This window comes from Olsenella sp. oral taxon 807, from assembly GCF_001189515.2.
In the GTDB taxonomy this organism is placed as follows: Bacteria; Actinomycetota; Coriobacteriia; order Coriobacteriales; family Atopobiaceae; genus Olsenella_F.
Genome location: NZ_CP012069.2, coordinates 655,478 through 677,604, shown reverse-complemented (window position 1 = coordinate 677,604; position 22,127 = coordinate 655,478). Strand labels below are relative to the sequence as shown.

The window sequence follows — 22,127 nt, the reverse complement described above, 5'->3', positions numbered from 1 at the left end:
CCCCCTACAGCACCCGAGCGTCGACCATCATCTGAATGGCCTTCGCCGTGGATTCCTCGACGGTCTCTTCTTGGATCTTCACGCCAGCGGCACGCTTTGGCGGCTCATACTCCCTCACAGTCGAGAGTCGCGCCGCGATGTCGGCTCCCTGTGCGAGTTCCGCACCGCTCAGCTCGCCGATGGGCTTCTTGCGGGCGGCCATCTTGTTGCGGATCGTCGGATAGCGAGGGTCATAGCTCGGTTTGCTCACTGTGACGAGCGCTGGGAGAGGTAGCTCCACAAGACGGTAGCCCTCGTCGGTCTCATGCTTCACCTGGACGGTGTCACCCTCCCGCGTGATGTCGATGGCGTCCGTCGCCACGGCCACGTTCAGCTTCGCCGCTAGGTATATCCCCGTCTGACCCTGGGCGACATCGGTCGCCTCCTTACCCGCAAACACGAGGTCGAAGTCGCCCCTCTCGCCGCGCAGCTTCTCGATGGCACCCCGAATCAGTTCCGCAATGCCAAGGTTGTCGGTGTCGCTCACGCCCTCCTCGCTCACGAGATAGGCATAGTCTCCACCAACAGCCAGGCAGTTCTTCAGAGAGTTCTTTGCCGAGTCAGGTCCAACGCAAAGGACAGTGATCTCCGATCCGTCACCCAGAGACTCTTTGAGACGGGTGGCCATCTCCAATGCATAGGTGTCGAAGGCGTTGACGACCGGTGTGATTCCCTCGATCGCAGGCTTGCCATCCTTCCCAAAGCCCACCTCAACGGAATCATCTGGAACCTGCTTGATGCATACTAAAATGTTCAAACTCAACCTCCCGTTAGAAAACCGGCAGCCAGAACCCTTCTTCTGGCTGCCGGCGGCTACGCCCTGCGGTTTGAATTAGAACCTGCCGATGGTGTTGTTGGCAGTTACAATCCTCTGTACCTCGTTGGTACCCTCGAAAATCTGGAAGATCTTTGCGTCACGCATCAGCTTCTCGACCGGATACTCGCGGCTGTAGCCATAGCCACCGAGCATCTGGACGGCCTCGGTCGTGCACCACATGGCCGCGTCGGATGCGAAGCACTTCGCCATAGCGGCCTCACGACTGTGAGCCTTGCCCTGGTCCATGAGGTTCAGCGCATAGGCGCAGAGCTGACGGCCAGCCTCGATCTTCATGGCCATGTCGGCAATCTTGAACTGCATGGCCTGGAACTTCAGGACGGGACGACCGAACTGCTTGCGCTCCTTGGTGTAGGCGATGGCCTCGTCCATGGCGCGCTGCGCAAGGCCCGTCGAGACGACGCCCATCCATGCACGCGCCTGATCGAGCGTCTGCATCGAGATCTTGAAGCCCTGTCCCTCGCCACCAAGGAGGTTCTCGGCCGGCACATGGACGTCCTCAAGAACGACGTCAGTCGTGTTGGACAGGCGAATGCCCATCTTGTCCTCCTCATGACCGACAGAGAGACCGGGGGTGTCCCTGTCAACCAAGAAGATGGACATTCCCTTGGCACCCTTTTCCTTGTCAGTGAGGGCGGTGACACAGTAGAAGCTGGCGACGGCGCCGTTGGTGATGAAGCACTTCCTGCCGTTCAAGACATAGCCATCCCCATCCTTGACGGCCGTGGTCGTGCCGGCACCAGGGTCAGACCCCGCGCCCGGCTCGGTCAGGCAGAACGCACCAAAGCCGCCCTCGAGCAGGAGGTCACAGACGTGCTTCTTCTGCGCCTCGTTGCCCGCGATCAAGACAGGCTTGGTACCAAGCCCGCTGGCAGATATGGTCGTGGCAAAGCCAGAGTCTGCCCATGCCATCTGCTCGATCAGCGCAGCCACGTCAACACGACTCAGGCCGGGGCCACCAAACTCCTCGGGAACCTCAAGCGTAGTGTAGCCCTGCTCAATAGCCTTGTCGTAAATGTCCTTTGGCCACTCGCCCGACTTGTCGTATTCCTTAGCCTGCTCCACGACCTCGGCATCACAGAACTTCTTGAGGTCGCCCAACAGGTCCTTTGCCTCGTCAGAAATGAAATATGCCATGCTCTCTCCTTGCTTGTCGTACGGTCTTCACACGACTCCTGTGCCGTGCAACTGGACCGCTCTCTGTCTTCGGGGGCTGCCTTACTCGTCCTCGTCCTCCTCGGGGATGAAGCAGACCTTACCAGGATTCAGGATCATGTTGGGGTCAAAGACCTTCTTGATACCACGCATCAGCCTCATGTTGACCGGACCGACGAAGTCCTTCAGATAGGATATCTTGCCGGATCCGATGCCGTGCTCGCCCGAGATGAGGCCACCGAGCTCGACCGCCTTCGCGTAGGCCTTCTTCATGAACTCGTCGGACTCCTTCATGAAGGCCTCGGCATCATCGTCGTTGCTGCACAGGTAGATGTGCAGGTTGCCGTCACCAGCATGGCCAAAGTCCTTGACCGTGTAGGAGTGACCCTCTCCCAGCGACTTAGCGTAGGTGAGGAACTCGGGGATCTTCGTCACGGGAACAACGACGTCGCACTCGTCCAAGAGCTTGGTATTCCCCTCGATGGACTCCAAGAGGGAGCTCCTGATGGCCCACGCGTCCCTGAGCTGCTGCGGCGTATCGGCAACCAGCACGTCAACCGCGCCTGCCTCCAGGGCTATGTTGGACGCCTCCTCGATGGTGTTCATCAGCTGGTCCTCGTCACTGCCGTCGAAGGTGGCCAGGACGTATGCGTTGATGTCGACGCCATTGAGCTGCTTGGGGTACACCTCCTTGGAGAGCAGCTGCTCCGTGTCGATAACGACGTCCTTCTCCATGAACTCGAGCGCCTGTGGGTCGAGGTTAGCCGCAAACAGCTTGGGAACCGTGGCGATGGCGCCTTCGAGCGTCTCGTACGGGACGATGATGGACATCGTCATCTTGGGCGCGACGATGATCTTCAGGGTCATCTCCGTGATGATGCCCAGCGTACCCTCCGACCCTATGAGCAGGTGCAAAAGGCTGTACCCCGAGCTCGTCTTCGAGACCGTCGCACCCTCCTTCACGACCTCTCCGGTCGGAAGGACGACCGTTATCTCCTTCACGTAGTCCCTCGTCGTACCATACTTGACGGCGCGCATGCCACCCGCGTTGGTGGAGACGTTGCCACCCACGGTCGCGAGCTTCTCACCTGGATCGGGCGGATACATGAGTCCACGCTTAAGGGCGTCATCGGCCAAGTCCTTAAGGAGGACGCCCGGCTGGATCGTGACGACCAGGTTCTCCTCGTCATAACCGAGGATCTTGTTCATCTTTGTGGTGGAGATCATGACTCCACCGTACTGGGCCACGGGACCGCCCGTCAGTGCGGTGCGAGCGCCGGACGGCGTCACCGCTATCTTGTTTTCGTTGCAGACCTTCATAACCGCGGCGACCTCCTCGGTCGTCGTGGGCTCGACGAGCACCTCCGGCATAGCCTCGCCGTAGATGCGCATCTCATCATGACTAAAGTCCTCGTTGATCTGGTCGCCGACGAGCACATGCCCGTTGGCGGCTGCCTTGATTTGCTCAAGGACCTCCGGTGTTACCTTGTTATACGTGTACGTAGCCATTCCAACTCCCTTCGATTCGATGCAAGCAATACCAAGACACGTCACGACAGCTGCTCTACCGTCTCGACATTTCCACATAAAGTTTACCAGATGGCTACCTTAGGCGGCGTTCGACTCCACAGACGGTATCTATGGGCAGCTAAATGGCGATGGAGCCACATCCGCCTAAGCGCCACGCCATTCCACGCCCTGACGAAATCCCGCTACTTTAGGCTAGACCCCGCGCTCCGACGTACTCTAGCAAGGTTCCGACCCTCGCGTACGGGGCCGCTGGACACAAGGCCCAACGACCCTTTGGTACACAGGATTTAGCCCTTGACCTTCTTGATTGCCTCCGTCAGGGCGGGCACCACCTCAAAGAGGTCACCGACTATGCCATAGTCTGCAATGTCAAAGATCGGTGCCTCGGGATCCTTATTGATGGCAACAATAACATCAGAGCTGCTCATGCCAGCCACATGCTGGATGGCACCAGAGATGCCGCAAGCAATGTAGAGCTTTGGACCGACAGTCTTGCCGGTCTGGCCAACCTGGTGGGAATGCGAGATCCACCCCGCATCGACGGCGGCTCGCGAGCAACCCACCGTCGCACCCAATGCGTCCGCCAGTCCCTTCAGCGGCTCGAAGCCTTCTGCCCCGCCAACGCCACGACCACCTGAGACGATGATTTCGGCACCGATGAGGTCAACGAGCTCCGAGGCGCCCTCCTGGATCTCCTTGATGAGCCGGACGTGAATGTCCTCTGGGGCAACGTGAAAGTCCTCACGGACGACCTCGCAGCTACGCCCCGCCTCCGGCGGCAGTGCCTTGAAAACGCCGGGACGCACGGTACCGAGCTGGGGACGATGGTTCGGGCAGAGGATCCTCGCCATAAGGTTGCCGCCAAAGGCCGGACGCGTCCATGCCACGTTGCCGGATTCCTCGTCGATCGCGAGCTGCGTGCAGTCGGCGGTCAGACCCGTCTGCAGGCGAGAGGACAGACGTGGCCCGACATCGCGACCATTGTTGGTGGCACCGATGAGCATCGTGGTCGGCGCATACTTGGTAAGCATGGCCGCAAGCGCGTTGACGTACGCATCGGTGGTGTAGTGCTCGTATTCCGGGCCGTCAACAACGATGACCTGGTCGGCACCATGCTCCTGGGCAGAGACGACCGCTGCGTCGGTATTGTGTCCGATGACCAGCGCCACAAGCTTGCCACCCTGCTTGTTGACAAGGTCGCGGCCGGGATTCAGCAGCTCAAGGCCCACGTTCTGGGCAGAGCCATCGGCGAAGGTCTCGATGAACACCCATAGATCTTTTGACTTAGGTTCCATGTTATATTCTCCTCATGTATATAAGCAGCCACTTGCCTATGACAACGAGAGTGCGAGGACACGCTGTGCGCGCCTCAGCTCCTAGAGAACGTTATCCGCGTCAAGATGCTCAGCGAGCTTCTGGGCCGCCTCGCCAGCAGTCTCAGCCTGAATCCGTATGCCACCTTGCTTAACGGGGGGAACAAAGGTCTTCTTGACCTTGGTCGGCGAGCCGTTAAGGCCGCAGCGCGAGAGATCGACATCAAAGTCGTTCTCTGAGAAAACGGTAATCTCCTTCTTCCTGGCAGCGAGCTTTTGCTTGATCGTCGGAAGGCGGGGATCGAAGCTGGGCTTGGTAGCGGTGACGAGGCAGGGGAACGATACACCAAGGATCTCCTGACCATCCTCGGTCTCACGCGTCACCTGAATCTCGTTGTCGACAATCTCGGCGGTCAGGCCATAGGTGACCTGCGGCACCCCCAGGTATTCCGCAAGCTCCGGTCCGACCTGGGCGGTATCGCCGTCGATGGCCTGCTTACCACAGAAGATCACGTCAAACTTGCCTTCGATCTCCTCGAGCTTCTTGATCGCACAGAAGAGGATATAGCTGGTCGCCAGCGTATCCGACCCTCCAAACCTGCGTCCCGAGATCAAATAGGCCTTGTCACCGCCAACGGCCAGGCAGCTCTTGAGAGCCTCCTTGGCCTGCATCGGTCCCATGGACATGACGATAATCTGAACGTCATCCCTCTGGTCCTTGATGCGGGCGGCCATCTCCAGCGCGTACCCGTCAAAGGGGTTAACGATGCTGGGGACACCATCGCGAATCAGTCGATTCGTCTCTGGGTCAATTCGAATCTCTGTCGTGTCTGGAACCTGTTTCACACAGACAAGTAGCTTCATAATAATTCACAGACTCCTAAGTTTGAGTTGAGTAGTTAGGAGACGCTCCACGCCACAGACCCACCCCGCTCGTCGCCCAGACAACCGCGCGATCTAAGCACATCGGTGGCCTCCTATTCGGAAGAGCATGCGGGAGCCGCATGGCAAACACGACTCCCGCATAATGAGCTACGAATGTCTATGGTTTGAGCTACGTGAAGCATCTCGAGGCACTGCATGCATACCCTGTGGGGTTACCCCTCATGCTAGAGCTGGTCGACCGGAGTCTTCGTGCGATCGGTGTTGTAGACGTAGAAGCCACGACCGCTCTTGGCGCCAAGGTTGCCGCCGCGAACCATCTTACGGATGAGCGGGCAGGCACGATACTTAGAGTCGCAGGTCTCCGTGTAGAGAACGTCCATGATGGCAAGGCAGATGTCCAACCCGATGAAATCGCCGAGCTCGAGCGGACCCATAGGATGATTGGCACCGAGCTTCATGGCGGTGTCAATGCCTGCGATGTCTGAGACGCCCTCCATCTTAATGAAGGCGGCCTCGTTGATCATGGGGATGAGAATGCGGTTCACGACAAAGCCCGCAGCCTCGTTGACCTGCACCGGCGTCTTGCCGATCTCCTTGGCGATGGAGACGATCTTCTCGGTGGTCTCGACAGGCGTATTGACACCAGCGATAACCTCGATGAGCTTCATGCGATCTGCCGGATTGAAAAAGTGCATACCCACGAGCGGACGAGAGAGGCCTGCTCCGATCTCTGTGATAGAGAGGCTCGAGGTATTGGACGCAAAGATGCAACTCTCCTTGCAGATCTTATCGAGCTCCGCAAAGGTCTCCTTCTTGACCTTCATGTCCTCGAAGGCTGCCTCGACAATGAGGTCACAACTTGAGGCGAGTGCCTCCTTCAAGCCTGTGGTGATGGCGGCCAAGCGCTTGTCGACCTCAGCTTGATCGAGCTTGCCCTTGCTCACGAGGCGCTCATAGCCCTTTGCAATCTTTGCCTTGCCACCATCGGCCCACTCCTGCTTGATGTCGCAGAGCGCGACCTCCCAGCCTGACTGAGCGAATGCCTTGGCGATGCCTTGACCCATCGTGCCCGCGCCAATGACTCCCACCTTCATGTCAAACCTCCTTCTTTTCATATGGCCCGGCCGACAACACCTGTCGGTCGGGTCATGTCTCTTGGCGTAGAGTAGCTAGTTGTTCGTAAACACCGCCTTGGGCTTTGGTTTCTCACGACTCAGGAAGCAGGACATCCCCTCCACCTGATCGTGGGTCTCGAAGCAGGCGCCAAAGAGCCTCTCCTCCACCTGGACCGCCTCCGCGATGGGAAGCTCTATGCCCTCGTTGATGGCCCGCTTGCAGTTGCGAACAGCAATGGGCGCATTCGAGGCTATCTTGCCTGCGAGCTTGCGTGCCGCATCCATGAGCTGGTCAGGGGCATAGACGGCATTCACGAGGCCAATGCGCAGCGCCTCGCTTGCCTTGATGTTCGTGGCGGAGTAGACGAGCTGCTTGGCCATCCCGACGCCCACCACACGGGCGAGCCGCTGCGTACCGCCGAAGCCCGGAGTAATGCCAAGACCAACCTCAGGCTGGCCGAAGAGAGCGTTCTCGGAGGCAAGGCGTATATCGCAGCTCATGGCCAACTCGTTGCCGCCACCGAGCGCAAATCCGTTCACAGCGGCTATCACCGGCAGCGGAAAGTTCTCGACCATCAAAAAGACGTCATTGCCCAGCCTCCCGAAGGCCTCGCCCTCCGCCTTGGTCATCGTGGACATCGAGGCGATGTCGGCGCCAGCCACGAAGCTCTTGTCACCGGCCCCCGTCAGGATGACACAACGCACGACGTCTTGGTCGATACCCTCGAAGGCAAGCCTCAGATCGTTGAGGACCTCGGGGTTGAGGGCGTTCAGGGCCTTGGGACGGTCTATGGTCAGAACCGCCACCCTGTCTTGTACCTCACAGCTAACGAAGCTCACGGTCCCTCCCTACATCTCGACGACGGTGGCACAACCCATGCCGCCACCGATGCAGAGCGTGGCGAGGCCCTTGTGGGCGCCACGATGCTTCATCGCATAGAGCAGGGTCGTGAGGATGCGGGCACCCGAGGCACCCACGGGATGCCCGAGCGCGATCGCGCCACCGTTGACATTGGTCTTTGCAAGATCGAGACCAAGGTCACGGACAACGGCGAGCGACTGGGCAGCAAAGGCCTCGTTGGCCTCGACAAGATCGATGTCATTGATGGAGAGGCCTGCCTTGGCAAGTGCCTTCTTGCTCGAGGGGACAGGACCGGTGCCCATGATCGAGGGGTCAACGCCCGCGAGCTCACCGGAGACGATGGTCGCCAACGGCGTGATGCCAAGCTCCTGGGCCTTCTTCTCGCTCATGACGACGAGGGCGGCAGCTCCGTCGTTGATGGCGGAGGAGTTACCGGCGGTCACGATGCCGTCGGGCTTGAAGGCGGGACGAAGCTTCGCGAGCGTCTCAACCGTCGATCCCTCACGCGGACCCTCATCCGTGTCAAAGACGATCTCCTTCTTGCGCTGCTTGACGGTGACAGGAACGATCTCGTCCTTGAAGGCACCGTCGGCTATGGCCTTGCAGGCGCGGTTCTGAGATGTGGCGGCAAACTCGTCGAGCTGCTCGCGGCTAAGACCCCACTGCGCGGCGACGTTCTCTGCCGTAATGCCCATGTGGTAGTTGTTGAAGGCGTCCCAAAGGCCATCGTTCACCATGGTGTCTACGAGCTCGGACTTGCCCATTGGGTAACCCATGCGATAGCCGTAGCGACCCTTCTGCAGGGCAAAGGGCGCCATGTCCATGTTCTCGGTACCGCCTGCAACGACGATGTCGGCATCGCCGGCCTTGATCATCTGTGCGGCGGCGTTAACCGAATAGAGACCGGAGCCGCAGACGACGTTGATCGTGACGGCAGGGCACTCGATTGGAAGGCCCGCGTCGAGCGATGCCTGGCGGGCGACGTTCTGGCCCTGCCCCGCCTGAAGGACACAGCCCAGGTAGACGTGATCGACGTCCTCGGGCTTGACCTTCGCACGGTTCAAGGCCTCCTTGATGACCGTCGCGCCGAGCGTACGCGCAGAGACTGTGGACAGAGAACCGCCAAACTTTCCGATGGCGGTACGACATGCGCTTGCGATAACGACTCTCTCACTCATGTAGCCAACCTCCTTGATAGTCATCCACTACCTTGCCTGTACCTAACGTGCTGCCTTGCCTAACCATCAGCTCAGATCCTGTTTGACCTGCGCCAGATGTGCATCTTTTGGGCCTCCTTGATGAGGTCATCCCTGAAGTCAGGGTGTGCGATGCCAATAAGCGCCTCCGCGCGCTGCCACGCGGCGAGGCCCTTGAGGTTGATCACGCCATACTCCGTGACCACGTACATCGTATTGGAACGCGTGTCGGTAACGATAGAGCCGTTTGCGAGCGTTGGGCGGATGCGGCTTAACACCTCGCCGGTCTTACGATTCGTGAAGGTAGAACTCATGCAGATGAAGCTCTTCCCTCCATGGGAGAGGTAGGCCCCAAGGACGAAGTCGAGCTGGCCACCAGCACCGCTGATTGCCTTCGTCCCCGCACTCTCGGCGTTTACCTGGCCAAAGAGATCGATGTCGACCGCGTTGTTGATGGAGATGAAGTTGTCCAGCTGCGAGATCGTGTGTGCGTCGTTGACGTAATTGACCGGAGCCGACACACACTCGGGGTTATTGTCCAAGTAGTCATAGAGCTTTTTGCTGCCCACGGCAAAGGAGTAGACCTGCTTGCCACGGTCAATGGCCTTGCGGTTCCCCGTGATCTTGCCCGCCATGGCGAGGTCAACAAAGGAGTCGACGTACATCTCGGTATGCACGCCAAGGTTGGTGAGATCGCTCTGGGCGATGCCCGTACCGATGGTGGTGGGCATGGAGCCAATACCAAGCTGCAGGCACGCGCCATCCGGGATCATCGGAACGACAAGCTTGGTGACAGCCTCGTCGACCTCGGTGGGCGCACCCCCGCTACCAAGGGTGCTCATCGGTGGGTTCTTGCCCTCGATGATCATGTCTACACGGGTAACGCTGATGTGTGACTCAGGACCCCCAAAGCAGCGGGGAACGCGCTCGTTGACCTCAACGATGATGACATCCGCCACGTCACACGCGGCCATGAGGTGGCTCGAGCACAGGCCAAAGCCAAAATTGCCTGCCTCGTCCATCGGGGACACCTGCATACACGCCACATTGACCTTCGCCGTGCCGTCGCGGTAATAGCGCGGGAGTTCCGAGTAACGGATGGGAGAATAGAAACCAAACCCCTGCTGACAGGCTCGCCGCTCGATGCCGCCCATGTGCCAGCTGTTCCAGCTCATGTGCTCCTCGGGATGCTCGATCTTGAACAGCTCGGGCTCACGAAGGAGTATGCCACCCCTAAAGTTGACGTCATGCAGGTCCACAAGACGCTTCGCAAGGGCCGCGTCAAACTCCACGGGCGTGAGCGGACTCCAACCACAGTCAACCCAATCGCCACTCTTCACGACCTCGGCAGCCTTTTCAGCTGTAGTGAGTTTAGATTGATAGATCTCGCTAAAGTCCACCTGAAACCACGCTCCCCTCTCGTATTGTAATAAAAGTATATCAAAAGATGCCATGGGTCATGGCAATTTGTCGCGAGAGAAGCATTTCTATAAATTGCATCTTTACCTGTGTATTTGTTGAATTCGAACGGTAGCGCCAGCCCCCTAAAGAGTGGGTGGACCAATGCCGAGAGGCGCGTGGGCACCTCCCCTTGGCCAGTCCCTTGAAGGGTGGATGGACGGCCACGTTCGTAAGGAAGCTTTGCGCCTCTCCCCATCTCCCAAGCCTATGCCACAGCTATCGCCCAACCGCCTCACGATCCACGACTTGAGGACCCAAACCGATTGCCCAGCAGTCCTTTTAGGTATTTTGCTATGGATGCAGTCAGGCTGTGAGCCCGTACGAGGGAGTCCTCTCCAACGTAGGGCCTCATCGCCCTCAGTGTCCTCTTGTTATCGCGCGTCGAGAAGGAGAATTCACCATCGTGCCTCGTCGTGACCGTGAAGCGCGGCAGATAGCGTCCCCCAAACATAACGGGCGCAGAGACGTGATCCACCTCACCCCAGGGAATCTGTATAAAATCACTCTTGTTGGTATCATTTCGATACTCAATACCTGCATTTCCGATCGTAAGGACGCCGTATGAGGCAATCCCAAGAAACGAGGTCGATTTAATCTGGAGGTCGACAGATGCGTTGAGAGGTTGCACATCCTTGCGCCTGCTGTGCATGCCCTGACGCTTGTCGGACCCGATGTGAAACAGGGCCATAGCCTTAGCACTCCTCCTCAGATGGACACAAGCATGTAACCCTCAGCACAACATAAGCCACCAGTCCACGCGTGCGCGGCTACCGCCAAAACCACGGGAGTCGCGCTATGGGAAGAGGACAGCACCCAGGCTAGCTTAGGAACACGCAAAACAAAGACACAGGCCAACAGCCTGTCCGGACTCCTCTTGTCGATCGTTGCGGGAGAACTGAAAACTCGACTGAAAACTCCCGTCTTGACCGTTTGGGAGACCTTGGCTATGCTCTGGCCCCCCAAGACCACCCGTCCCGCTAGACAACATCCCCAGGAACTACCCTACCTGCCCGCTGCCATGGGGATCCCTTTCACAGCTACCCTCCCGATATTTCCATCGTCCCACAGAGATGGATGCCAAGCTGCGAGCGTCTCGCGAGCGGCCACATGGCTCGGCCGGCGGAGAGAGCATTCGCCGGCACAGAATGCGGTTTTCCGTGAGGGTCCGTACGCAGAATGCGTCTTTCCGTAGAGTGCGCTTTTCCTCACCTGCGCAAACGTGGCGTCCCCTCACGGAAAAGCGCACTCTGTTACCTCCACCTCACGGAAAAGCGCACTCTGGGCCGATAGCTCACGGAAAACCGCAGTCTGGGAGTGTCACCCTCACGGAAAAGCGCATTCCGGGGGTGTCGTCCTCACGGAAAAGCGCATTCTGCCCAAGCTTCTCACCAAAAGGCGCACTCTGGTCTGATCGTCTCACGGAAAAGTGCACTCTGTGATCCCCAGATCGCGCAGACTGCGCCTTTCCGTGACGTCGCGGTGCCCGGGAGGTGTGGGGCAACCCCCCGCCAGGCTGCGGGGCACTATGGAGAATGGCTCAACTGGGCAGATGCGCTCGAGCAACCCCCCGCCAGCCTGCGGGGCGGGTTGCGCGGGGGCCCGCAGATCTCGGTTCGGAGTCTGGCCTCACGGAAAGGCGCACTCTGCCCAACCGGTGGGCTCCAGAATGCGCTTTTCCGTCACGACGCGACCGCAGAATGCGCTTTTCCGTGAGGGTCCATGCACAGAATGCGCTTTTCCGTAAAATGCGCTTTTCCTCACCTGGGCAAACGCGGCGTCTCCTCACGGAAAAGCGCATTCTGCAACCTGCGTCTCACGGAAAACCGCATTCTGCAACCGTGGTGTTACCAAAAAGCGCACTTTGCGACACCCCTCTCGAGGTGCGATCACATGGGGTGCGCCTTTTCGTGAGGAATGGAGACACCCACCCGAGGCACACTCAGCGCCTGTTGACTTCTCAAACGCACAAAGCAGGTCATCCCAGCCCACACTGCCACTTGATCCTGAACGTTCCCGTCCTGCACGTTCACCACCGAGTGGCAGTGTAAGCTGCACTGCCACTCGACCTCGAGCGTTCCTGTCGCACTGCCACTCGGCCCTGAACGTTCCCGTTCTGCACGTTCACTGCCAAGTGGCAGTGTGAGGCGCACCGCAAGGCGTCTCTAGCGCATCAGTCCTTGTGAGAGCAGGACACCTCGGACCGGGAAAAGGGACCTCCTGGCTAGATGTGCTTCTCATCCGGATGGCCTGTAACTAGGATAGTGAGTAGCAACACCCTACACATGCGACGGCTACAAGAAAGGACTGGATATGGGTGACAATCCACTTGGCAGAACTGGCGCGCTGAGTCCCGAAATGGACCTCATACGTATCGAGCCCGTCTTCCACGAGAAGATCTGGGGAGGGCGCAAGCTCGAGACGGAATTTGGCTACACCATACCCGACGGGCCCATCGGAGAGTGCTGGGCCATATCTGCACATCCTGCCGGAGACTGCCACGTGAGGGACGGCGCGTACGCGGGGATGCTTCTCTCTAGCCTGTGGACGGAGCACCACGAGCTCTTTGGCGCAGCGGAGGGAGACCGATTCCCGCTGCTCATCAAGTTCCTTGACGCTGCAAAGGACCTTTCCATCCAGGTGCATCCAGACGATGCCTACGCCGCCGAGCATGAGGGGGGCTCCCTCGGCAAGTGCGAGTGCTGGTACGTACTGCACGCGGATCCCAACGCGACGATTGTGGTCGGGCAGCGTGCGAAGTCACCCGAGGAGTTTGGCCGCCTCGTGGAGGAAGGCAGGTGGAGCGAGCTTTTGAACGAGGTTCCCGTCCATGCGGGAGACTTCTTTCAGATAGCTCCCGGCACCGTCCATGCCATCAAGGGCGGCACGATGGTCCTCGAGACGCAACAGTCCTCTGATATCACCTATCGCGTCTACGACTACGACCGCGTGCAGGCAGACGGCACCAAGCGTGAGCTGCACCTGCAGAAGAGCCTCGATGTCATCGACTTCGGGGCCAAGCCAATAACGTCCGGCAGGGTCAGCGCCCCCACCACAAACGGTATCACGCAGCTCGTATGCTGCCCGCGCTACACGGTATGGCACGTGCGCGCCACCGGGACAGCGACGCTTTCCTCACCCAAGACCTTCTACTGCGCAAGCGTGATCGAGGGTACGGGCAGGGCATCTGATCACGAGCTGAGGAAGGGTGACCACTTCATCGTGCCCGCAGGATACGGGACGCTTCGCTTGGAGGGCGACATGCAGCTTATCGTCTCGACCGTACCTGCAAACGAACAAGCCGCATAGCGACTCGGCCGCAGGCGACAAGCGCGCGTTTAACAACGCCCAGAGAAAGACACAGGTGGGTGCCTCGCCGACTGCGAGGCGCCCGCCTTCTTCGTACGCTGTGGACCAACCCTCACGTGGGTACCCGCAGCTGCCGGACACCCACTGATAGTTGCCTACACCTACATGAACTGCAGGACGCGACCGATGATACCAACCGCGAAGAGCGCGAGGATGATGGCTATCGGGGAGACCTTCTTCTTGAGCAGCCAGCAGCAGAGCAGTGTCAGCCCTACGGCGGCAATGCCGGGGATCAGCTGGTCAAGGTTCTGCTGGAGCGTGGTGACCTTCTCGGCACCCAAGCCGTTGGCGCCAAGGGACGAGTATTGGGTCAGGGCCTCCTTGATGCCCTCGGCGCCTGAGGGAAGCTTATCCCAGTCGATATAGGCACCTTCCTGCTGCGGGATCCGCGCGACAACAGGCGTGAAGGAGATAGAGACCCAGCGCTCAACGAGGGCGCCAATGATGAACATACCCAAGATCGAGGCACCCTCGGTGATCTTGCCGAGCAGGCCACCCGAGAGGTCTTTGGTGATCGAGGTGCCGACATTGTAGCCAAACTCCTGTGTATACCAGAGGAAAGCAATGCGGATGATGTTCCAGAGCACGAAAAACAGGATGGGGCCGATGATGGAGCCGCCAAGCGCGAGGGACGCGCCAAGTGCGCCGAGGATCGGGCGGACGGTGAACCAGAAGACGGGGTCGCCGACACCGGCAAGAGGACCCATCATGCCCACCTTGACGCCCTGGATGGCCACATCGTCGATCGATGCCCCGTTCGCGCGCTCCTCCTCCATCGCCAGCGTGACGCCGATGACGGGGGCAGAGACGTAGGGGTGCGTATTGTAGAACTCGAGGTGACGATTAAGGGCTGCCTTCTGGTCCTCGGGATCCTTATAGAGCGCCTTGATGGCCGGAATCATCGAGTAGCACCAGCCACCGTTCTGCATGCGCTCGTAGTTCCAGGAGCCCTGCAGATACTGGTGGCGATTGCAAACGGCCCTACGAACTTTCTTGGATAGTTTGATCTTGTCTGCCATGGTATTCACACTCCCTTACGGCCTAGTAGCTGTCCAAAACGTCGCCCAGCGGATCCCCAGAGCCACCACCGGAGCCACTGCCACTCGCAGCGAGCCCCTTGAGGCCAAGATAGATGAGGGCGAGGCAAACGCCGATGACGCCGAGGGCGATGAGCGTGAGCTCCTTGAGGGCAGCGAAGACGAAGCCGAGCGCAAAGAACGGCCAGGTTTCCTTTGTCGCCATCATGTTGATGACCATGGCATAGCCTACGGCGGCAACCATGCCACCGCCGACCGCCATGCCGCCCGAGAGCCACTCGGGCATCTTACTGAGCGTGCTGCTGACGACATCGGACGGGATGACGCAGAGAGCGGCAGCTGGTATAGCGATGCGCAGACCCTGCAAGCCGATCGCGGCGATCTGCCAACGCTCGATGCCGCCCATGTCGTTTCGCTCTGCACAACCGTCCATGGCATGGGCGATGCCCGTGGCGATGGTGCGGCAGATCATCGTGAGGAACAGACCCGCAACGGACAGTGGAACGGCAAGGGCGATGGAAGTGGTGATGGCGTTCTTGGTGGCCTCGGACGACGCCCCACCATTCCCGAGCGCGAGGACCATCAGGATGGAGGACGCTATCGACGCGAGGGCAGCGTCAGGGGCAACGGCGGCGCCGACGTTTGCCCAGCCGAGGGCTATCATCTGCAGGGAGCCGCCGAGGGTGATGCCCTCCACGGGATGCCCTGTGACGATGCCGATAAGGGTGCACGCTACCAGGGGTTGGTGAAACTGCCATTCGTCGAGTATGCCTTCCATGCCTGCGAGAAACGCGACGATGACGATAAGTACTATCGAGACTGGCGACATTGTTCCCTCCTTCTTCTACTTTTGAGCTGCCAGTTCTTCCTTGGCCTTCTTGATCAGGGCATCGAAGTTCTCGGCCTTATCAGCTGGAACCTTGCGCACGTCAAACGAGACGTTGGCGTCCTTGATCTTCTCGAGCGTATCGAGATCGTTTTGGTCCATGGCAAGGGCCTGGGTAACGACGACCTTACCCACGGAGTGCGCCATGGATCCGAGGTTGAGCTCCTTGATGGGCACGCCACCCTCGATCGCACGAAGCGCGTCCTGGGGGGTCTCGAAGAGCAGTAACGCCTTCGTCGCACCAAAGCGGGGATCGTGGGCGACCTCTATGATCTTCGATACGGGAACGACGTGAACCTTGACTCCCGGAGGCGCCGCTTGGATGATCATCGACTTACGAAGCTCATCCTTGGAGACGGCGTCAGAGCATACGATGATGCGATCGGGTCCCGTCATCTTGGTCCAGGTGGTCGCCACCTGACCATGCAACAGGCGTGTGTCGACGCGGGCGAGCACGACTTTGATGTGTCCGTCCCCAAGGACCGTGCCCTCAGGTATGGAGCCCGTGGGGACGGCAGCAGGTGCCGCCGCTGTGGCGGCTGCGGGAGCTGCAGGTTGCAGGCTCTCGGGTTTAACCTTGACGCCTCCCTGCGCCTCGGGGTAGACCTCATTGACGACATCGACGGCCGTCTCGGCGCCCATGCGGGCACCGTAGGCGGCAATGAGCATGGGCAGGTTGAGTCCCATGATGGCGACCCAGTCATCATGCCCCTCCTCATCGATGATGCGCGAGACCTGGTTGAATGGGGTGCCTCCCCAAAGGTCAACCAAAAAGAGCACATGCTCTTGGTCACCAAACGAGCCGATGGCGTCAAGCAGCTTCTTGTGCATGTCATCCGGGCCCATATCGGGCGTCAGAACGACGGCGGCAACGTCTTCCTGCGCACCAAAGATCATCTGTCCAGACTCTTTGATGCCTTCGGCGAACGCACCGTGGCTTGCCAAGATAATTCCGACCATCCAATCTCCTCCTAACGTGTGTAACTCTTGCCGACAGAACCAATTGACCGTCTTGACGCACTGTCCCCGCACTGCATCTTCACGGTTACACCATACGGCTAAAAGTATACGACAATAAAGGAGACTTTCGAAGGACGTTTCCCCGTTGTGCTATCCACCGAGAGTTCAATGCCGCTCAAACGTTACAAAGAAATTGGTCTCCCAAGTATGCTAGCCCACAATTCTCAGCTCATGGGAGGAGCGGGTGAGGGGCTTGAAGCCATCCTCGCCGACAACGCCAAAGTCCTCCAGGCGAACGCCGAACCTGCCCGGGAGGTAGATGCCAGGCTCTATCGTGACGACCGAACCTTTCGGTACCGGCTTGTCGTAGAGACGCCCAAGACTTGGCTGCTCATGAATCTCGAGGCCCACGCCATGACCCAGGCCATGATTGAAGTACTCCCCATAGCCCGCGTCCGTGATGACCTTGACGGCAAGCTCATGGATATCTCTCCCCTTGCAGTCGGGCTTCAAGGCGGCGGCACAGGTCTCGTGCGCGAACCGGACGACATCGTACACCCGCCTCTGTTCCTCGCCCGGCTCCCCCACACAGACCGTACGCGTCATATCGGAGTGGTAGTCCAGGTAACCCGCCCCGTAGTCCATGACGACCATGTCGCCCTCTTGGATGATGTAGCCGCTGGGACGGGCATGGGGGTTGGCGCCGTTAGGACCCGCTGCGACGATGGTCTCGAACGAGAGGGCGTCAGCCCCGTTTGCAAGCATGAAGCTCTCGAGCTCAGCCCTCAGCTGCTGCTCGGAGAGACCCGCCCGTATGAATCCACAGATGTGCTCGAAGGCGAGGTCGGTAATGGCCTGTGCCCTCCTCATGAGCCCGATCTCGCTCTCGCTCTTGACGATGCGCAGCCTCACGATGTCCGAGTGCAGACGCGGCAAGAGGCAGGCTATGCCGCGAGCCGAGCAGGCGACCTTGAGGTCGTCGAGGAAAGACACGCTCGCCGTGTCCTCGATGGCGACGACGCGGGCACGGTCGGACTCGATGCGGGCGGCTGCCCACTCGGGGGCAGCTATGGTCTGCATGTCAATCAGCCACGAAGAATCCTCTCCCATTCGCTCCAGGAAGCTGTTGTAATAGCGCGAATCCGTATGCAGCCTAAGACTGTCCTGCGTGACGAAGGCAACATGAGCCGGCTCGTCGTCAAAGCAGCGCACAGCACCGGTCAGCCAACGCAGGTCAGGGTTATTGCGCAGGATGATAGCGTCATAGCCGCGCTCGGTCATGAGGTCGCGAACGCGCTGCACGCGCCTGGCAAGTTCCTGCTGATCGTTCATGAGCGTCCCCTCTCGCCATATGTCTATGTCCAAGTATATGCGTACGAACTGAGAATACAATCCTGCGCCAGCGCAGCTCATCCACAGCGAGGCTTAGCCGATCGCCCTCGACGTGCAGAACGCCTTGAGGTGCTCGCCGAGCAGCGTATCCGTCACGTTGGAGAGGCGCACGCAACCCAAGCGCTGTGGCAGTGCCATCTGTAGGCGCCTCGAGCGCACGAAACACTCCTCCTTGAAGACCGCGAGTAGCCTGTCCGCATCAAGGTCAGCTTCCACTTGAGCAAGGCCAAGGCGATCGAGCAACTCGTCTTGGGTAAAGACGTCATCGACGGGGAGCGTTCCCTCTCCCGCCGCAATGCGCGCGGAGAAGCGCATACCCTCAGCAAGCAGCGTCGAGCCTGCAGCATCAAAGAGCTGCGAGATGGCGCGCGGCAGCTCGCTGGCATAGTGCAGAGACTGCCGCACGGCAAGCGCGGTAGACGAGACGAGGCGTCCCCTCGTCTTGAGCGTATCGACGACCTGCTCCTCGAGCGCCAAGACGTCGCCTTCGACAATGTCGAGACTCCGATCCCAAAGACGCGAGAAGCTCTGCTCGGAGTCCGCCATAGCGGTTACGACCATGAGGGCGAGAGCCTCCCTTACCCGCTCGTCCCTAAGGGCAAGCTCTATGTGATCAAAATCGACCAAAAGGTAGTGACACCATGGCCTCACCTCGAGCATCTGTGCGTGACCGGCCGCATCAAGACCCCTCGGTGTCGGCACAGCCTCAATGGCGCAAACAAGGTCTGTTGCCACACCCGCAAGCGGTGTGCCCGCGCACCAGCTTCCACACACAGCGGACAGAAGCGAGAGCAAATCGCAATCGCCCACCGCGACCACGAGATCATCGGCCGTAATGCCCGCCTGAGCGAGGGAGTCAACAAGCTGCGTGGCCTCACTGAGGCAGCGCATCTCTCCCGTTTCGCTCAGCGTGATACCGGCCACCTCAAAGCCCTCCGAGCTGAGCTCCCTGCGCGTCAGCTCGACGAGTTCCTCATCTGTGGTGGCTGTCACGAGGGCGGCACGACGGGGTCTCCCGACTGCGGCCCTGAAGAGGGAGCCCGCCTCACCGAGGATGACCCCATGGCCGAGGCGGGCATCGCAGGCTCCCCCCGAGGCCGAAACCCACTGCCTCACTGCCTTGAGTCCCTCGCTCACAGCAGCCCCTCCTCCCACAAGAGCGCACCCGCCATCGAGCAGACCTGGTCGAACGTCTTGTTCCTAATGTCAAGGGTGAGGTCAGCCTCACGTTGATAGAGCGGGTAGCGGTATCGATAGAGCTCACCCGCATCCTTCGCACAGCGAAAGTCGGGTCGCAGCTCTGGATGGCGAATCTGCCTCAGCGAGTCCTCGAGGTCGCCGTCGAGAAAAACGATCGTACCCATCTGATGCATGAGCCTGCAGGACTCCCTGCCCTCGACGATACCACCTCCGCAGCTCACCAGAAGTGACTTGCGCTCGGCAAGACCCCGCAACACCGCCGCCTCGTCCCTGCGAAAGCAGTCCTGCCCATCCTCGGCGAAGATGTCACAGACGCTCTTGCCACGCGCCCTCTCCACGAGACGGTCGGTATCAACGAAGCTGCGCCTGAAGAGCGCGCCGAGGTTACGGGCCAAGGTAGACTTGCCCGCTCCGAGAAACCCGATAAAGAAGATGTGGTCGCAACCCTCGTGGACCACATACCCTTGTCCCTGCCCATTCATATATCATGCTCCAACGCTCTCATTACCCGAGAGCGATTCTAGCATCGCAGGGCTTCTGCGCAAGGGAAGTATCTCGCCTTCGTCACTCGCCCTCAAAGATCTTGCCGCTCAGAAGCATCGACTCGAAGATGCGCAGGATGTGCGTATACCACAGATCGCTCGTCGACTGCGGCCTCACGAGGATGGTGCGAACGCCAGCAAGATTGCCGGCAGCGATGTCGGTGTAGAGCTGGTCACCGATGAGGACGGCTTCCTCTGGTCCCACGCCCATCTTGTCCAAGGCGCAGCGCACTGCAAATGGGAAGGGCTTCATCGCATGGTGGATGACCTCGCTCTTAAGCTCACGAGCCGACCTGATGACCTCACTTGAATGAAAGTTGTTCGAAACCATACAGGTCCTGAGCCCTGCGGCATGGGCACGATCGAACCATTCGAGGACCGCTCCCGGCGCCTGCTTTGTGCTCCTCGGCACGCAGGTGTTGTCCCTGTCAAAAAGAACGCAACGGATGCCCACCCTCTTGAGCTCATCCACATCCACGAGATCGATGGAGGCAATGTAGCGCCCAGCGGTAAAGATGCCCATCTTATCGCGTCCTAGTCGTCCTGAGACCGCTCAGAGCCCCCCTGGGCGTCACCTGGACCTGATGACGCATCCTTGTCTTGGCCGATTTGATCCTGCGCGTTTTGGTGCTTACCTTGGGCGCTCTGGATGGCCTGCTCATGCTGCTCATAGGTTTCGGAGAACACGTGCTCGTCCTCGGTGATCCAGAAGAAGTAGTAGTTCGTGTCCGCAGGGTCCATGGCCGCCCTGATGGACTCCATACTGGGGGTGCAGATGGGAGTCGGCGGAAGCCCCATGTGGAGATAGGTGTTGTAGGGACTGTCCACCTTGAGGTCGGCAGCGGTGACCTCTCCGCCTGTCACGTAACCCATCGTTGCGTCGCTCTGCAATGCCATCCCCGTCTTCAGACGGTTGTACATGACCGACGAGATCTTGTAGCGATCATCGTCGTCTAAGGCCTCCTTCTCTATGATAGAGGCAAGTTTGAGGATGTCGTAATCACTCATCGTGACGTTATATTTTTGCTGTATGAAAGCCTCCGCTGATCCCATGTCCAATTTCCTGAATTCGACTTGATGCTGATCAAGCATCGCACGGATCACGCCATCCGCAGAGACCTCCTTGCCCCCAAAGTCATAGGTCTTGGGAAAGAGGAAGCCCTCAAGCGAGTCGTCTGCGACGTCGGCGAGAAACGGATAGTCACCCGCATAGTTCGACGCCTTTGCCTGTGCAAGGAAGTCATCCTTCGGTATACCCAGAGCGTCTTGGGCGGTAGCAGCCACCCTCGTGACAGTGAGCCCCTCGGCGATCGTGAGCCTCTCGGACGAGGAGTTGGGACCTGCTACGAGCTGCCTCACGATATCATTGATGTCAGAGCCGGCAATGAAGTCGTAATTTCCACTCTTCATGCTCGTGCTCGCGTTCTGGTCCTTGACCGCCTTCTTGAAGTCAGCGGTGCTGGTGATGACACCACCGTCCACGAGGATCTGGGCGATGTCTGCGGTGCCTGCACCCGAGGGGATGGTGACCGTAACGACCTCACCGGGGTTGGCGACGGTCGTTGGTCTATCCATATGCGCAAACAGCCGAGAGACACCTGCGATGGCACCGGCGATGACCACCACGGCCACAACCGCGACGATGAGAATGATGCGCCTGTCCACGTTTCTTCGAGGACCCCAAAAGCCGCCCTCACCCCTGTGCACGATCCTTCGCGTAAGCCCGGCAATCCTCGGCTTGTTTGGCTCACGGGCGCTTGTCGAGGGCTGCCCGCTCCCTCCCCTCGGACGGGGCCGTACCGCCCACAGTGAGTCGCCTTGATTCGATGGCCGCACAGCCCGGCTCGTACCGCCTTGGGTCAAGACACCACCTGTGTTGGATCGTGACGAAACAGAACTTTTCTGCCGCTTTTTTTCAGCCATCAGAGCCACCTTTACCATCATGCATATCAAGCCATGTCTGCAAGAACAGGGAGGCAGCAACCATATCCACCCTGCCACGCATGCTCTTCTCGCTGTAACCTTCTTGTCTTAGGATACGCTTGGCCTCCGCAGAGCTCAGGCGCTCATCGACAAATTCCAGAGGAAGGCCGCAAGCTTGAGCGATCGTGCGAGCTTGCCCCATGACTCTCCTTGACTGGGGACCGTCCGTCCCAGAGAGCGTCTTAGGACAGCCGCATACGAGCAACTCGGGTTCGTAGTCCTCAAGAATGCGCCTGAAGCTTTTGGCCTGGCCGAGCACCTCGGACGCGGATAGGACCCTCACAGGGCACGCGATGGTACCCGACGCGTCGGTCGCGGCGATGCCGATACGCACCTCCCCGATGTCTAGGGCAAGCACCCTCATGCGCTG

The 22,127-nt window shown here is 59.5% G+C and carries 20 protein-coding genes; 1 reads left to right on the top strand and 19 read right to left on the bottom strand.

The genetic code is table 11. The features are described from left to right. Window positions 1–4: 4 nt before the first annotated feature. The 10 genes from ADJ70_RS02885 to ADJ70_RS02840 all read right to left on the bottom strand — a co-directional run bounded on the left by ADJ70_RS02885 (window position 5) and on the right by ADJ70_RS02840 (window position 11,079). Entirely contained in the window at window positions 5–796 is a 792-nt protein-coding gene (locus tag ADJ70_RS02885; protein WP_050343334.1) for an electron transfer flavoprotein subunit beta/FixA family protein, read from the bottom strand. Window positions 797–871: 75 nt separating this feature from the next. Further along, window positions 872–2,011, bottom strand: a complete 1,140-nt coding sequence (locus tag ADJ70_RS02880; protein ID WP_050343332.1) for an acyl-CoA dehydrogenase family protein — start codon at window positions 2,009–2,011, stop codon at window positions 872–874. A gap of 81 nt (window positions 2,012–2,092) precedes the next feature. Next, a complete protein-coding gene (locus ADJ70_RS02875) occupies window positions 2,093–3,538 on the bottom strand; it encodes an FAD-binding oxidoreductase (RefSeq protein WP_050343330.1) in 1,446 nt (481 codons plus the stop codon). A gap of 308 nt (window positions 3,539–3,846) precedes the next feature. Beyond that, the gene (locus ADJ70_RS02870) at window positions 3,847–4,854 is read right to left on the bottom strand and encodes an electron transfer flavoprotein subunit alpha/FixB family protein (protein WP_050343329.1); all 1,008 of its coding nucleotides are present in this window, start codon (window positions 4,852–4,854) and stop codon (window positions 3,847–3,849) included. Between the two features lie 81 nt (window positions 4,855–4,935). Then, window positions 4,936–5,736 (bottom strand): electron transfer flavoprotein subunit beta/FixA family protein, encoded by an 801-nt coding sequence (locus tag ADJ70_RS02865; protein ID WP_050343328.1) that lies wholly within the window; start codon window positions 5,734–5,736, stop codon window positions 4,936–4,938. 245 nt (window positions 5,737–5,981) lie between these two features. After that, the gene (locus ADJ70_RS02860) at window positions 5,982–6,851 is read right to left on the bottom strand and encodes a 3-hydroxyacyl-CoA dehydrogenase family protein (protein ID WP_050343325.1); all 870 of its coding nucleotides are present in this window, start codon (window positions 6,849–6,851) and stop codon (window positions 5,982–5,984) included. 75 nt (window positions 6,852–6,926) lie between these two features. Then, entirely contained in the window at window positions 6,927–7,712 is a 786-nt protein-coding gene (locus ADJ70_RS02855; protein ID WP_050343323.1) for an enoyl-CoA hydratase-related protein, read from the bottom strand. 9 nt (window positions 7,713–7,721) lie between these two features. Then, a complete protein-coding gene (locus ADJ70_RS02850) occupies window positions 7,722–8,912 on the bottom strand; it encodes an acetyl-CoA C-acetyltransferase (protein WP_050344714.1) in 1,191 nt (396 codons plus the stop codon). Between the two features lie 71 nt (window positions 8,913–8,983). Then, window positions 8,984–10,330 (bottom strand): butyryl-CoA:acetate CoA-transferase, encoded by a 1,347-nt coding sequence (locus ADJ70_RS02845; protein ID WP_050343321.1) that lies wholly within the window; start codon window positions 10,328–10,330, stop codon window positions 8,984–8,986. Between the two features lie 293 nt (window positions 10,331–10,623). Further along, entirely contained in the window at window positions 10,624–11,079 is a 456-nt protein-coding gene (locus ADJ70_RS02840; protein ID WP_253273217.1) for a DUF956 family protein, read from the bottom strand. A gap of 1,622 nt (window positions 11,080–12,701) precedes the next feature. Here ADJ70_RS02840 and ADJ70_RS02835 point away from each other — a divergent pair. Then, window positions 12,702–13,697, top strand: a complete 996-nt coding sequence (locus ADJ70_RS02835) for a type I phosphomannose isomerase catalytic subunit (protein ID WP_050343319.1) — start codon at window positions 12,702–12,704, stop codon at window positions 13,695–13,697. Between the two features lie 161 nt (window positions 13,698–13,858). Here ADJ70_RS02835 and ADJ70_RS02830 read toward each other — a convergent pair whose 3' ends face one another. From ADJ70_RS02830 to ruvX, 9 genes are all read right to left on the bottom strand, one after another. Beyond that, complete coding sequence (locus ADJ70_RS02830) at window positions 13,859–14,776, bottom strand: PTS system mannose/fructose/sorbose family transporter subunit IID (RefSeq protein ID WP_050343317.1); 918 nt, start codon at window positions 14,774–14,776, stop codon at window positions 13,859–13,861. Between the two features lie 22 nt (window positions 14,777–14,798). Then, window positions 14,799–15,623, bottom strand: coding sequence for a PTS mannose/fructose/sorbose transporter subunit IIC (locus tag ADJ70_RS02825; RefSeq protein ID WP_050343316.1), 825 nt, complete (start codon window positions 15,621–15,623; stop codon window positions 14,799–14,801). 15 nt (window positions 15,624–15,638) lie between these two features. Beyond that, window positions 15,639–16,640 (bottom strand): PTS sugar transporter subunit IIB, encoded by a 1,002-nt coding sequence (locus tag ADJ70_RS02820; RefSeq protein WP_050343314.1) that lies wholly within the window; start codon window positions 16,638–16,640, stop codon window positions 15,639–15,641. A gap of 210 nt (window positions 16,641–16,850) precedes the next feature. Further along, the gene (locus ADJ70_RS02815) at window positions 16,851–17,972 is read right to left on the bottom strand and encodes a Xaa-Pro peptidase family protein (RefSeq protein ID WP_050343312.1); all 1,122 of its coding nucleotides are present in this window, start codon (window positions 17,970–17,972) and stop codon (window positions 16,851–16,853) included. A gap of 93 nt (window positions 17,973–18,065) precedes the next feature. Next, on the bottom strand, window positions 18,066–19,169 hold the full coding sequence (locus tag ADJ70_RS02810; protein ID WP_050343310.1) for a hypothetical protein: 1,104 nt from the start codon (window positions 19,167–19,169) through the stop codon (window positions 18,066–18,068). Then, window positions 19,166–19,714 carry a shikimate kinase gene (locus ADJ70_RS02805; protein WP_050343308.1) on the bottom strand — a complete coding sequence of 183 codons (549 nt, stop codon included), beginning with the start codon at window positions 19,712–19,714 and terminating at the stop codon, window positions 19,166–19,168. Before ADJ70_RS02805 ends, ADJ70_RS02810 begins: the two co-directional genes overlap by 4 nt. A gap of 82 nt (window positions 19,715–19,796) precedes the next feature. After that, window positions 19,797–20,297 (bottom strand): YqeG family HAD IIIA-type phosphatase, encoded by a 501-nt coding sequence (locus ADJ70_RS02800; RefSeq protein ID WP_050343306.1) that lies wholly within the window; start codon window positions 20,295–20,297, stop codon window positions 19,797–19,799. A gap of 11 nt (window positions 20,298–20,308) precedes the next feature. Next, window positions 20,309–21,439 (bottom strand): endolytic transglycosylase MltG, encoded by a 1,131-nt coding sequence (gene mltG / locus ADJ70_RS02795; RefSeq protein ID WP_253273216.1) that lies wholly within the window; start codon window positions 21,437–21,439, stop codon window positions 20,309–20,311. Window positions 21,440–21,689: 250 nt separating this feature from the next. Then, a complete protein-coding gene (gene ruvX / locus ADJ70_RS02790; RefSeq protein ID WP_050343301.1) occupies window positions 21,690–22,121 on the bottom strand; it encodes a Holliday junction resolvase RuvX in 432 nt (143 codons plus the stop codon). Window positions 22,122–22,127: the final 6 nt, after the last annotated feature.

What these genes read in the sequence shown, in the direction of transcription:
- ADJ70_RS02870 (WP_050343329.1), bottom strand. Translation starts at nt 4,854, where the DNA reads ATGGAACCTAAGTCAAAAGATCTATGGGTGTTCATCGAGACCTTCGCC.
- ADJ70_RS02865 (WP_050343328.1), bottom strand. Translation starts at nt 5,736, where the DNA reads ATGAAGCTACTTGTCTGTGTGAAACAGGTTCCAGACACGACAGAGATT.
- ADJ70_RS02815 (WP_050343312.1), bottom strand. Translation starts at nt 17,972, where the DNA reads ATGAACGATCAGCAGGAACTTGCCAGGCGCGTGCAGCGCGTTCGCGAC.
- ADJ70_RS02805 (WP_050343308.1), bottom strand. Translation starts at nt 19,714, where the DNA reads ATGAATGGGCAGGGACAAGGGTATGTGGTCCACGAGGGTTGCGACCAC.
- ADJ70_RS02875 (WP_050343330.1), bottom strand. Translation starts at nt 3,538, where the DNA reads ATGGCTACGTACACGTATAACAAGGTAACACCGGAGGTCCTTGAGCAA.
- ADJ70_RS02825 (WP_050343316.1), bottom strand. Translation starts at nt 15,623, where the DNA reads ATGTCGCCAGTCTCGATAGTACTTATCGTCATCGTCGCGTTTCTCGCA.
- ADJ70_RS02830 (WP_050343317.1), bottom strand. Translation starts at nt 14,776, where the DNA reads ATGGCAGACAAGATCAAACTATCCAAGAAAGTTCGTAGGGCCGTTTGC.
- ADJ70_RS02860 (WP_050343325.1), bottom strand. Translation starts at nt 6,851, where the DNA reads ATGAAGGTGGGAGTCATTGGCGCGGGCACGATGGGTCAAGGCATCGCC.
- ADJ70_RS02800 (WP_050343306.1), bottom strand. Translation starts at nt 20,297, where the DNA reads ATGGGCATCTTTACCGCTGGGCGCTACATTGCCTCCATCGATCTCGTG.
- ADJ70_RS02840 (WP_253273217.1), bottom strand. Translation starts at nt 11,079, where the DNA reads ATGGCCCTGTTTCACATCGGGTCCGACAAGCGTCAGGGCATGCACAGC.
- ruvX (WP_050343301.1), bottom strand. Translation starts at nt 22,121, where the DNA reads ATGAGGGTGCTTGCCCTAGACATCGGGGAGGTGCGTATCGGCATCGCC.
- ADJ70_RS02850 (WP_050344714.1), bottom strand. Translation starts at nt 8,912, where the DNA reads ATGAGTGAGAGAGTCGTTATCGCAAGCGCATGTCGTACCGCCATCGGA.
- ADJ70_RS02880 (WP_050343332.1), bottom strand. Translation starts at nt 2,011, where the DNA reads ATGGCATATTTCATTTCTGACGAGGCAAAGGACCTGTTGGGCGACCTC.
- ADJ70_RS02835 (WP_050343319.1), top strand. Translation starts at nt 12,702, where the DNA reads ATGGGTGACAATCCACTTGGCAGAACTGGCGCGCTGAGTCCCGAAATG.
- ADJ70_RS02820 (WP_050343314.1), bottom strand. Translation starts at nt 16,640, where the DNA reads ATGGTCGGAATTATCTTGGCAAGCCACGGTGCGTTCGCCGAAGGCATC.